A 12,910-nucleotide genomic window follows, 5' to 3' on the forward strand; every position below is an offset into this window, starting at 1 on the left:
TGGCAAGAGGGTTATGCGGCGTTCACCGTAAGCCCCACGGCGACCAACTCAGTTCGTCGCTACATTGCCACGCAGGAGGCGCATCATCGTAAACATTCATTTGTTGATGAATTGAGAGAGCTTCTTAACGCGGCCGGTATCGAATTTGATGAGAAGTACTTGTTGTGACGTCTGGCACCCCTTCGGGGTGCGGTCATGATTAACGACTTTCCGGTGGTCTCCGCGGACTCCGACCACCGGCTACTTTCTGACAACCCTTCGGGTTGGGCTGGGGTGAGCCAACTACATAATTACCCTCGCAGAGCCTCGCCTTGGGCTAAACTACCTGCGCTGCTCCGCAGCTCGTTGCGTACTGACCTTCACACGTTCAGTGATTAGCGTGCGCTTACGACACCTGGGACTTTTCGGGCAAAGCCGAAGCACGGTGAGCGCAGTCGATGAACAAGCCTCGGCTCTGGCGCTGCACAGTGCGGTAAGTTCTTCGCTTACCGGCCACCAGTTTCTTTTTCTCAACTTCCCCGCCTGATAGTGCGTCGTCAACAGATCGACGACGGGATCGAGGCTCGCTACCGCTCCTGGTCTGCAACGCCCATCTATCCTGAAGCGATATCAACAATCGCAGACCGCAGCAGCGAATTCACCCAGCCTTTTACACGCGCCATGGTTCCGGTTTCCGAGCCGATTTGGTTTCCGCCGGGTTCACCAAAGAACCGTTGGCGATATTCAAACGATTCGATGAACGCCCGGACCATTTCAGCCCGCTGCACGCGCCGCTGGGCCTGCTGGTCATCTCGCATGTCCTCACCCGGCTGGCTAAATGAATCTAACTTTGCCAGCCAGAAGTCGTAACCGCTGAAGTTGTTATTTGGCGGGTCATCAGGATTACGGCGCAGGTAACCGTAATACTGCATCAACACAAATGCCGAGTTGTACTGCGCATTAAAGACCGCGCCGCTGTCGATGACACTGTTCAGCGCGGCGGCGCGTCCCGCCGTGTCGCCACTGCCATAAGCAGCCAGCGCCGCATCTCTCTCAGCCGAGGTCGGCGTCGCCCCGCTGTTCGCGAAGAGCGCGTCAACGTACGTGGCGGCCGGCGCCCCTGGTGCAAAGGACGGTATCGAAGTGAACTCGGCACGCGACACAAAATCGGCCAGATAACTCTGCCTGTTTGTGGCGAGCTTGGTTTGCCAATCACCCTCTCCGACGATAACCCCTTCGCCGATCTGGCGTTGATCGCGCAAGAAGGTCGGGTATCGAGGCGTGCTCTTGCTGCTACCAAAGGCCGCTTTGTGCGCGCGGATTACCAGGTAACCCGTCTCCCTGAATTCGATTGACAGGAAGAAAGCCTGGGAAACGTTGATCCGTTTTACCTGCCGGCACTGCTCGTTGCTACCACAGCTTTCGATGTTATTCGTCCAGAAGGCCAGCCCGGACGCGTCGCCCTCGCGGTACAGGAAATCGTGGTAATGCTGGCAGACATAAGTGCTCGAGACGTCGATCGGGTTGCTCGATGTCTCGGGCGAGTTGTCGACGATTAGCAGACTCGCGGTGCTGGTTGCGCCCAGCGTGCCGTTAGTCGGATTCTGCAAAATCAACGTCGCCGACTCAGTCCCTTCCGTGTAACCATCGTCGCAGATCAGCACCGGGAAACTCTTTTGCGACTCATTAGGCGCGAAGACCAGACGCGCAATCACAAACGTGTAGTCGCCTTTCTGTTTAGCCGTGCCATCAGCGCTTCCGACATCGACCGTTGAAGTCGTGCTGACTACACCGCTGCGGATAACCGTCACGTTTATCGCTGTGCAGGCTTCCTGAACCGGGTAAGTCGCAGAGCTGAATTGGAAAATCGTGAACGGCGTTGGTGACGCGGAGGGCGTCGGTGACGCAGAAGGCGTCGGCGAAGGCGACGGAGACGGTGAAGGCGTCGGTGTCGGCGTGGGCGTCGGTGTCGGCGTGCCATCGGTTCCCATGTCATGAATAATCAGGTTGTCGACGTACCAGCCTGAATCCGCTCCATTGTTCGTTCCCACATCGGAAGACATGCGGAAGCGCAGATAAATAGGCACGCCTTCCTGATTGTGGTCGCCACCTGGAGCAAACTCGGCCAGCGCCACTCGCACGTGATGATATCCCTTGATGCCAGTGTACGCGCGGCGTCCCAGCAGCGGACTAAGCGGCACACCCAGTTGATTGCCATCCAGCTTGGAATTGTACTGGCCCTCGACTATGAAGTTTCCCAGATCGAAGGTCGTTGTGTTGTCGGGGAACGGCGTCGAATTGAAATTCGCGCTACCCTTCGCAACTTCCAGCAAACCGCCGTCAAAGCGGGCCTCGGATGAAAAGAAGTGATCAAAATCCAGAACGGAAGTCTCTGAAAGCATCAGCGGTCCAATCACTGTGCTGATGTCGCTGTTGGCTCCGTCTGAGCCGGGATCAAAGTCGGGCGCATACATCATTGAGCTGGTTGAGCCACCCGGCTGGACGATGCCGGTTACGCGTTGCCAAAGCGGCTGGCCCTCTTGCGGGTTGTTGCCGGAATCCTGCAACGGCGGTTGGAAACGCGCGTTGGCCGACGACGATTCGTAATCTTCTCTCGAGAAAGGCTCGATGGGCTTGAAGGAAGTAATCGACGGCATGTTATAGCGAACCAGAGCATTGCCGGTGTTATTCGTGTCTTTAACTCCAGCGGCGTTCCGCGCCTGCACGATGTAGTAATAAACCTGTCCAAGTTGGAGGTTGGTATCGGTGTACTGGAGACCCGTCACGCCCTGGGCGATGCGGTTCGACTCCGAAGGAGTAAAGGTAGGCTCGACTGTCCCATCGCTGGGGTCGGCGCGCTCGCTGCGATAAATATCGAATACGCAATCTGAGCAGGCCGTGAATACGTCGCCGCTTGGATTCGGCGTAATCGGACTGTTCCATTTGAGCGTCAAACTGTTGCCCGTCTGTGGATCATCTACTTGATCGATTCCAAAGAAGGTTGGCGCGGGTGTGATGACCACACCGTTCGTGACGACGACGCTTTGGGTGCTGGCCAGAGAAACGCAGTCGGCGGATGCGTCGCGACTCGCGCGAACCTGATAAAAATAGGTTTGACCACCGGAAAGATTAGTGTCGTCAAAGGTCGTTTGCGTCCCAGGTATCTCACCCACTTTCGTGAACGGACCGGCGGCTTTGAACGACCGCGTAATCAAATACAAGGACGCGCCAGCGATGGGTACCCCGCCATTGATAGTTACCGTGACCTTGTTTGGTCCGGAATTCGCCAGGGCGAAGGTCGGAGTCGCGAGCGGTCCCAGGCTCTCGCACGTTGTCACTGTGGCGGGCACCGCAAAATCTTCGACTACCGGATTGGTGCTGCCGCCGGCGTTGGTCGACTGGGCATTCACACCGATTCCATGACTCGCAAACGCGCGCCAGATGAGCGAGCGATTCTCGCCGCCATTCATTTCTTTGTCTGCGAGCAGAATCGCGTTTCGTGTGTCAACCATCGTGGGATTGCACGGTCCGAGCTGCAAGCCTCGCAACACGAGCGTGTCAGCCAGCCGAGCGCCTCGGCTGACGGCCGTCGCCAGCGGACCGACGCGATCGCCGCGGGACTGGATTTCCGTGGTCAAGAGACCCGGCCGAACGAAATGCTCGACGGGATTAATCGTCGGAACCTGAGTGGTCAACTGCTCGGGCGGCCCGATTCCCGGGGCCGGGCTGGGCACCCCGGAGACGGTGGTGCCGGTCGTGGTCGTGTTGAAAGAAGCGCGGTAATTAATCGGGTGGTTCAAGTCAATGGATTGAACTTGTCGCGGGCCAATGTAGAAAAGCGCGCCGGCAATCCCGTTCAGTCGCCGGTTGCCGTCAAAGAAGACCCCGTTCGGATCTTTCATAATCAACAGCTCGCGCATATCCCAGAGCGTGGCAGCGAAAACCTCACCTACGTTGTGGACCTGAAATGGCGTCGCCGGCACCGGGGCCGGATCGGGCGTCCCCTGATCCCTTCGATTCAACGCCCCACCGTTAATCGCGGCATAGGACCAACGATAGTTTGTGTGGGGAAGACGCCGAATGCCGATATCGAATTCACCGGTCACGTACTCCCCGGTCGTATCGTCATCCATCATCGAGTTTGCAATAAAGTCTGACCAGCCTTCTCCCTGGCCGCCTGACTCTCCGACCAGTGGCGTGCCGAGACAGTCGGTCGGCCCCTTGCCCGCCGATCGATTTGAGACGCCGTGGTAGAACTCGTGAGCGACCACATCGAAATCAAAATCACCGTCGGATCGACGAAAAGTGCTCTCGGTAAAGAGATACATTTGCATGCGCGGCGCCGAGCCATCAGCGGGTGTGCCCATGTTTGCGTTGTCTGTTCCTGAGCCGTCCTGCAGGTTGGCGCTGAGAGCGTCCTGGCCCGCGCCACCAAGACCAAAATTATCCTGTTGAAAGTTCCAGGTCGCTTCGGTAAAGCCGATGCTGTACATGTAGTCGTGTAAAAGATTCGTGTAGAAAAAGAGCGTTACGGCCCCGGGATAAACGTCCGCATTCGAGCTCGCCGGATATGCCACGTTGCAAGGCCCGGCAGCCTGACAGGGCACGCCGGTGTCGGTTCCCAGAATGGGATCTGGAATAAAATCTCGAGCATCCACGCCGCCGTATTCGTAGCCATTGGTAAACGTGTAATGGCCGGCGGTGAATTGACGATTGGCGCTGTAACCCTTGATGCCGCTGGTGGTCTCGTTATCGTCGGCCCGGTCATCTGCTACCAGGACGTTGTTTCCTTCGGTATAGCGGGATTGGAAGACTGACGCCAGGGCACGTCCATCGCGGAGCGTCAGAGTTGTCGGCAGCGGCGTCAAATCGGCTGAGAATGGCTGGCTCTTGTCGGGCACCGGTGAGTTTGCCGCCAGGTTGCGGGCGACTGCTTCAGCGGGCATGTCGTATTTGTATGCCCGAGTCGCGGCGCGATTGTTGTCACCATCCGTTATCTCAGTCCCGCCGGTACCGGTGGGCAGGTAGAACCAACCGAAGATCGAGTTGGGCGTTGGATTCGAAGCATCGGGAAATCCCCGCAGGAGTTGTCCGAACGGCGTATTAAAGAGCGAAGGAAACAGAGCTCCGCCCGTGTCCGCAAATGGATTCTCAGTGCGTCCGCTTACCAGGCCTTTCTTAAAGCCGCGTCCATTGTTTCGGTTGAATTCGTTGTTGTCGGTCTGATAGGTCGGCGGAGTGCCGGGTGCGGGCGAGCGGCCATAGCCGGGACCCAGAGTGCCACCCACTACTGGATTGCCGTTACAAGCTGACGGTGGAATGTTGCCTGAGCATGTCCGGCGGCCTGACAAGGCCACGGGCATACCATCGAAAACGTTTCCACTCGCGGTTCCCGCGTTGTTGTGAGATTCGACCAGGTCCTGAATGTCCGGACGAAAAGTCGCGCGCCGGCTGTTAATCGGACCGCCGCCGGCCGGGCCGAGGAACGACGTCAGACTGGTGCGCCTCAGCACCTCCCCGGTCTGTGCGTCCACAATGTTGTTCCACATGATGCCGCGGTACTGCGGCGTGGTCAGGACAAATTGATAGGCATGCCGCGCTTCGTTACCCATTGGAAAAAGCACATGCGTGACGATGATGTCGTCGCCAAAGACGCCGCCTTTGTCGAAACGCGGAGCATCAATGAACTCGGGACTCACGTTGCCGAAGCTGCGCGGAATTTTTTTCGTGCCCGTCTGTCGCGGCGTAAAGCCATCGATGCCGAGTGAAGCTGCCGCCCGGGAGATGGCTCCCGCCGGCGAAAGCGATACGCCGTTGGTGACTCGCAATTGTGGATAACTGTCACCTCCGACATTGATAATGTTTCCGTCACGGTTGACGTTTACCATCACCTCGCCTTTGTAAACCGGTACGCCCTCGACGGTCTGTTCGAATAGAAGGATCGTCGAGCCCAAATCGGGCAAAGTCGTGCGGCTCTTCAACCTCAGGCTCTGCAAATCGCTGTCACTGAAACGAAAGATGCCCTGCCAGCGCTCGATGAAATCACGAGCGATTTTCTCAGGAACGTCCTGGCTCGGCGCGCTCAAGTAACCGCTCGTGGCAAATATGTGGCGGGGCGTTCCCGTCAAACGGTTGTATTCGACGCTTACCGGCGAGCGCGCTTCAGACTGTAGGGCCTGGACAGATTTGTTTTGTGCCGCGTTCGGCCGGAGCGACAAATTCGCCGTCAAGCCTTCGGCCTGCGTTTTCCCGTCCGGCAGACGGCCACTTAGAACGCCATCTCTGACGCGGACATCAAGTTCGGGTGGCAGGCCCTCGAGGCCGCGGCCCATTTTCTGAGCTGTTGAAGTAAAGAGCGCGGACGCCAGCAGGCAAACCGCGACAATGCCCAAGGCCAACGACAGAACGATTCTTTGCCGGTTCATGAGTAACCCCCAGTCAAAACAGCAGAATCTCGGATGACACGGCACCCGAGGGTTTACGCGAACATCGTGGAGAAAAACAGGCTCAGCTTAGGGGAACCGGGTTGAGAAAAACTTGAGAAACAGATCGGACTACGGGGATGTGGCTTTTGTACTCCTAACAAAATCAAATTGCAAGACTTTCGGACTAGCTGCTTAGTCCGACGGAACTGTAATGAAGGGCTAATAGCCGAGCTGCGAAGCAGCGGTCATAGCTAAGCAAGGCGAGGCTTTGCGAGTCTTGGGTGACTATAGTTTTTCTAGATCAACCGAGCCCGCGAAGCGGCCACAAAGATTTTGGATCACCGTCTTGCAGTCGGCATTGCAGCTTCAAAGCCTGATAGAGCGATTATCGGTCGCCGCTCCGCGGCTTCAAACAATTTGTGCGCACTCTCACCCAAGGCTCCCCAAGCCTCGCCCTGGGCTTAACTACGTCCGCCGCTCCGCAGCTTGTTGCGTATGGTGGGCCATAGGCTCCGTGATGAGCAGGCCATTACACCACCCAATACTCTTTTGGGCATAGCCAACAGCTTGGTTAGACGGCGACCGTTTCTTCTTTCAACTTCTCAGCCTGATAGTGGGTGGTCAATCCCTCGATGATTTGATCGAGAGCGCCTTCCATGACGAGATTGAGCTGATGAATAGTGAGGCCGATACGATGATCGGTAACGCGGTTATCTTTGAAGTTGTAGGTACGAATCTTTTCTGAGCGATCGCCCGAGCCGACCATCGAGCGCCGGTCGCTGGCAATCGCGTCATGCTGCTTCTGTTCTTCGATCTCCTGCAGACGCGCGCGCAGCACACGCATCGCCTTTTCGCGGTTCTTAATCTGCGACTTCTCGTCCTGCATTGAGACGACAACGTTCGTGGGCAAGTGCGTGATGCGCACCGCCGAGTACGTCGTGTTCACGGACTGGCCGCCCGGACCTGACGAACAGAACGTGTCGATGCGCAAATCCTTGGCCTCGATCTTCACGTCAACTTCTTCGGCTTCCGGCAAAACCGCGACCGTGATCGCTGAAGTATGAATGCGACCGCTGGCTTCGGTTTGCGGCACGCGCTGCACGCGATGCACTCCGGATTCGTGCTTCAGCTTTGAATAAACCTTGTCGCCTTCAATCAAGGCAACCGCTTCTTTGACGCCGCCGACACCGGTTTCGGACGCGTCCAGAATTTCCATCTTCCAACGCTGCCGCTCAGCATAGCGCGCGTACATGCGCAACATGTCGGAAGCAAACAACGAAGCTTCATCGCCGCCGGTCCCGGCGCGGATTTCAAGAATTACGTTCTTTTCGTCGTTGGGATCCTGTGGAATGAGCAGAAATTTCAAATCCGCTTCAGCCTGCTCAATACTTGCCTGCAGGGATTCGATCTCGAGGCGGGCCAACTCGCGCATCTCTTCGTCGGCTGCGTTTTCCGTCAAGTCACGGGCGCCCGCGAGTTCTTCTTGAAGCGATTTCAGGGCGCGATACTTCTCGACAATCTCGCTGAGGCTGCGATGCTGCTTCGCGGCTTTACCGTAGGCCGACGGGTTCGACAAGAGCTCCGGCGAAGAGAGTTCGTCCGTCAACTCCTGGTAACGCGTTTCAATTTGAGCAAGTTTATCGAGCATGGAACTTGTGAAACAGACTTCAGTCTGTGATTTATCTTTCATTCACAGACTAAAGTCTGTGCCACTCCTCTTACGACAACGGCGCCAATTGCGGTTCGTTCGGCTTTGGCTCCATTTTCAAACTTTCCTTCAGCGCCGTGATGGCGACTTCCAATTGGTTGTCGTCGGGTTCCTTGGTAGTCACGTTCTGCAGCCAAAGGCCGGGACGCGTGATCATCTTGAAGAAGAATCCAGTCTCCTTCTTCGCCGAAAGGCGAATGATTTCGTACGAAATGCCGGCGACGACCGGAATCAGCGCCAGACGTACCAGAAAATTGAATAGCAGCGAATCAAACTTGATGACTGAGAACAAAAGGATCGAAACCAGCATTACGACCATCAGAAAGCTCGTGCCGCAACGCGGGTGCTGGCGTGGTTGAATCCGCGCATTCGGGACGGTCAGATCAAGTCCCTTCTCCCAGGTGAACACCGTCTTGTGTTCGGCGCCGTGATATTCAAAGACGCGCCGGATGTCCTTCAGCAGTGAAAAGCTGGTGATCATGATCAGGAAGAACGTCATGCGAATCGCACCGTCGATCAGATTGAAGCTGACCGAAGGCCGCACCGGATGCAGATACCCACTCACCGAACCCCACGCGCGGCTGTACCAGGGTTGCCCCTCGAGCGCCGGCGGCGCTGTTTGCGGTGCGCCAGTATTCGGGACGGCTGTTGGCTGTGGCGTGCTGGTGGACGAGACCGCCGCCGGTCCGGGCGCCCAACCGGCCGCGATAAACAACGCGTTCGTCAGCAGCAAAGGTGCGGCAACGAACAGCAGGATGTTAAAAAGCATCGCGAAGATGATCGAGCCGGCCGCCGCAGCCGCGCCGCTTTTCTTAACTTCTTTCGCGCTGCTCTTCTTCTTCGGAATCGGAATGACACCGGGCAGCCCGCCCGTGATCCCGGCAAAGTCGCCTTCCCCTTCAATCACTGCCGGCGTCAAAGCGATTTTCACTTCTTCAGCTTCGGCTTCTTCTACTTCCTCGAAAGCTTCCGCGGCTGAATAGTTCAGCGCCTTAATGCCAAGGCCCATTGACTGCATCAGAACCGCGCCGCCGCGCAGAATCGGCAGCTTGAGAATCGGGTACTTGTCACTCCATTTCGGGAGGGTCGCCGCGGTGTTGACGATGGTGCCGTCGGCTTTGCGCACAGCAATCGCGTACGCGCCTGGCGTCCGCATCATCACGCCTTCAATCACGGCCTGGCCGCCGACAATTAGATCTCGTTCGTTAGTGCTCATATTCGTGGTGGCACAGACTTCAGTCTGTGATTCTACTGGCTAAACATGAAACACAGACTAAAGTCTGTGCCACTGCTAATTACAACTATGCCGGCGTTTCTTTTCCGGCTGCTCGGATTGGATGCAATCCGACCAGCCGGCGTCGAACTACGCCGGCATCTTGATTCCAATCGCTAATGACGAATTCGCATCAGTCGCAACTTACTTACTCGCGGGCGCCGCGGGCGCCTTGGCAGCATAGCGACGGTTAAATCGATCCACGCGTCCAGCGGTGTCGATCAGCTTCTGCTTACCCGTAAAGAACGGATGGCAGGCCGAACAGATTTCGATGTGCAGATCGCCTTTTTTCGTCGAGCGCGTCTTAAAGACTTCACCACACGCGCAAGTCACTTCAATTTCGTTATATTCGGGATGAATTCCAGCTTTCATTTCTCTCTACCTACACTGTCAGCATTTCTTCGCTTCATTCAAACAAGCCATGATACGGGCCTACTGTGCGACAGGTCAAGCAGTGTGGGTCCGCACCAGGGGCGCTAGCGACCGGGCAAAAAATCAACCACGACCCGGTCGCTTCCGCTCGCGGTACTGACTGCTGCTTAGCCTCGTGTATACTCACAATCTCCCGGAAACACTTAGAGGAGTTAACTCGCGTATCATGAAATTTCTTGTTATCGCATCGCTAATTCTCTGCATACCGATGGTTGTTATGGCCCAAAAAGCGAGCAAGTTTTTCGCCTACGAATATACGATTGACGACTTGCCGAATGGCTTGCGATTGATCACGGTGCCGACTGATTATCCAAATCTGGTCGCGCTTTACATCGTTGTGCGAACCGGTTCGCGCAACGAGGTCGAAAAGGGCAAGAGCGGCTATGCGCATTTCTTTGAGCACTTGATGTTTCGCGGCAGCGAGAAGTACACGGCCGAGCAGCGCGAAAAGATTTTCAAAGCGGCGGGCGCCGAAACAAATGCCTATACGTCCGACGACCGCACGGTTTATCACGCCACTTTCTCGAAAGAGGACCTGGACAAAATCATGGAGATGGAAGCGGATCGCTTCCAGCGGCTGAAATACACACAGGAGCAGTACAAGACCGAAGCCGGCGCCGTCCGCGGCGAGTATGACAAGAGCGCTTCCAACCCGGTCACAATTCTCTACGAGAAGCTGCGCGAGACCGCTTTCAAGAAGCACACTTACGCGCACACAACTCTGGGCTATATCGCCGACATCCAGGACATGCCAAACCAGTACGACTACAGCTGGCAATTCTACAATCGGTACTATCGCCCCGAGTACACCACCATCGTGGTAGTCGGCGACGTAACGCGCGCAAACGCCCTGGCGATGACCAGAAAATATTTCGGCGACTGGAAGCGCGGCAACTACGTGCCGCAGATTCCATCCGAGCCGGAACAGAAAGAGCCGCGCACGGCCCATGTTGATTGGGCCTCCCCAACCCTGCCGTATCTGGTCGTAGCTTTTCGCGGCCCGGCCTTTTCGGATGAGAGCAAAGACAAAGCCGCCCTTGATCTCCTCGCTTCAATCGCCTTCGGAGAGAACTCAGACCTTTATCAAAAGCTGGTGCTGAAAGAACAGAAGGTGGATTTCATCAGCGCTTCGTTCGATGACTCGATTGACGGCGAGTTATTCTCGGTTTTTGCGCGCGTTAAGGATCAGAAAGATGTCGATCACGTGCGTGATGAAATTCTCCAGACCTTCAAACGCTATTCAACTGAGATGGTCCCGCAGAAGGAACTTGATGACACTCGCTCGCGCACGCGTTACGGCCTGGCAATGGTAATGAACAGTTCAGAAGCCATCGCGGGCATCTTGGCGCCCTACATCGCGCTTAAGCGCACGCCTGAGACGCTGAACAAATTGTTCGATGTTTACACGCAGATCACTCCGGAAGATGTCCGCAGTACTGCGGCAAAGTATTTCGTTGACCGAAATCGCACCATCGTGACTTTAGCGACGGACAAGAAAAAGGAGGCGGGCAAATAATGGATCGCATCGAGCTGTTTCGCCCGATCCGCCACCCCCTGCTGGCCGTTCTTGCCGGCGCTTTAATTGTCACCTCCGCTTCAATCGCACCTCTGATGGCTCAACAAAGAAGAAAACCAATTCCGGCAGTGCCGAACGCGGTCCTTCAACCCAATCGCTCGCCGCTAATCAGCTTCCGTATCCTTTTTATGACGGGTTCGGCTTTCGACCCGCAAGATAAAGAAGGGCTGGCGGCTTTGACGGCTGCGATGCTGGCGGAAGCCGGTTCGCGGCAGATGTCTTACGAACAGATTCAGGACGCGTTCTATCCGATGGCCAGCGACTTCGATTGGCAGATTGATAAAGAGATGACGGTCTTTACCGGGACCACACATCGGGACAATCTGGATCGGTACTATTCGATCATCAGTCAGATGTTGCTCGATCCGGGTTTTCGGCAGGAAGACTTCACGCGCTTGAAAGCGGACGCGATCAACTTCCTAAAGGTCTCGTTACGCGAAGCCAACGATGAGGAGCTGGGCAAAGAACAGCTTTACAACATCATCTACGCCGGCCACGCCTATGGTCATCACAACATTGGCCGGCTATCGTCACTCGAGCGATTGACGCTTGATGACGTGCGCGCCTTTTACAGCCAAAACTTCACGCGCGCGAATCTGGTTTTGGGGCTGGCGGGTGGTTATCCGCGAACCTTTGTCGGGAAAGTGCGCGCGGATTTCAACAAACTGCCGGCGGGTAAGCCCAGCACTGCGAAGTTTCGAGCGCCCACGGTCGCGCCCGGGATGCGCATTGAGATCGTCAAGCGCGAAACAATTTCGACGGCCATCTCGCTGGGTTTCCCCATCTCGGTAAATCGCAGTCATAAGGACTGGCCGGCGCTGGCGCTCATCACTTCATATCTGGGCCAGCATCGTTCGAGCAGCGCGTATCTCTATCAGCGTTTGCGTGAATTGCGGGGATTGAATTACGGCGATTACGCTTACATAGAATATTTTCCGCGCGGCATGTTTCAGTTCCAGCCCGATCCGAACCTGGGCCGCCAGCAGCAAATTTTCCAAATCTGGATTCGCCCGGTCGAGCCGCAGAACGGTCACTTCACCCTGCGTGCGGCGCTTTACGAATATGACAAGCTAATGCGGAACGGAATGACGCCGGACGATTTCGAATCGACGCGACAGTTTCTGATGAAGTTCGTCAATATCCTGACGGCCACGCAGGACGCGCAGCTCGGTTACGCGCTAGACAGCCGCTACTACAAGATTAAGGACTTTCCGGCGTACATGCGCGAGCAGCTCGCGAAGTTGACCCTGGCCGACGTCAACCGCGCGCTGAGAACGCATCTGAAATCTGACGCGATGCGCGTCGCGATTATCACGAAGGACGCGGAAGGCTTGAGCCAGGCGATCCTCAGCAACAAACCTTCGCCGATTACCTACAACGCGCCGAAGCCGAAAGAGATCACCGACGAAGACAAAGTGATCGAGCGTTACCAGATCGCCGTGAAGCCGGAAAACGTTACGATTGTGCCGGTGGATCGAGTGTTTCAGTGAGCTAAAGCAGTGAGCTGTGGGCAGTGA

Annotated in this window: 7 protein-coding genes; 3 read left to right on the top strand and 4 right to left on the bottom strand. The window is 56.3% G+C overall.

Annotated elements, in window-relative coordinates; all coding sequences use genetic code 11:
- Positions 1–593 precede the first annotated feature (593 nt).
- The 3 genes from VFX97_16220 to VFX97_16230 all read right to left on the bottom strand — a co-directional run bounded on the left by VFX97_16220 (position 594) and on the right by VFX97_16230 (position 9,328).
- The gene (locus VFX97_16220; protein ID HEX5704746.1) at positions 594–6,404 is read right to left on the bottom strand and encodes a M36 family metallopeptidase; all 5,811 of its coding nucleotides are present in this window, start codon (positions 6,402–6,404) and stop codon (positions 594–596) included.
- A gap of 571 nt (positions 6,405–6,975) precedes the next feature.
- Positions 6,976–8,052 carry a peptide chain release factor 1 gene (gene prfA / locus VFX97_16225; GenBank protein ID HEX5704747.1) on the bottom strand — a complete coding sequence of 359 codons (1,077 nt, stop codon included), beginning with the start codon at positions 8,050–8,052 and terminating at the stop codon, positions 6,976–6,978.
- A gap of 70 nt (positions 8,053–8,122) precedes the next feature.
- Complete coding sequence (locus VFX97_16230; GenBank protein HEX5704748.1) at positions 8,123–9,328, bottom strand: DUF1385 domain-containing protein; 1,206 nt, start codon at positions 9,326–9,328, stop codon at positions 8,123–8,125.
- Positions 9,329–9,373: 45 nt separating this feature from the next.
- Between VFX97_16230 and VFX97_16235 the strand changes: the two genes are divergently transcribed.
- The gene (locus VFX97_16235; protein HEX5704749.1) at positions 9,374–9,505 is read left to right on the top strand and encodes a hypothetical protein; all 132 of its coding nucleotides are present in this window, start codon (positions 9,374–9,376) and stop codon (positions 9,503–9,505) included.
- 24 nt (positions 9,506–9,529) lie between these two features.
- Here the strand turns inward: VFX97_16235 and rpmE are convergent, their stop codons facing one another.
- Positions 9,530–9,757 carry a 50S ribosomal protein L31 gene (rpmE, locus tag VFX97_16240; GenBank protein ID HEX5704750.1) on the bottom strand — a complete coding sequence of 76 codons (228 nt, stop codon included), beginning with the start codon at positions 9,755–9,757 and terminating at the stop codon, positions 9,530–9,532.
- A gap of 226 nt (positions 9,758–9,983) precedes the next feature.
- Between rpmE and VFX97_16245 the strand changes: the two genes are divergently transcribed.
- On the top strand, positions 9,984–11,333 hold the full coding sequence (locus VFX97_16245; GenBank protein ID HEX5704751.1) for a pitrilysin family protein: 1,350 nt from the start codon (positions 9,984–9,986) through the stop codon (positions 11,331–11,333).
- Positions 11,333–12,883 (top strand): pitrilysin family protein, encoded by a 1,551-nt coding sequence (locus VFX97_16250; protein ID HEX5704752.1) that lies wholly within the window; start codon positions 11,333–11,335, stop codon positions 12,881–12,883. Before VFX97_16245 ends, VFX97_16250 begins: the two co-directional genes overlap by 1 nt.
- The last annotated feature ends 27 nt before the right edge of the window (positions 12,884–12,910 follow it).

This window comes from Pyrinomonadaceae bacterium, from assembly GCA_036277115.1.
Lineage (GTDB): Bacteria > Acidobacteriota > Blastocatellia > Pyrinomonadales > Pyrinomonadaceae > UBA11740.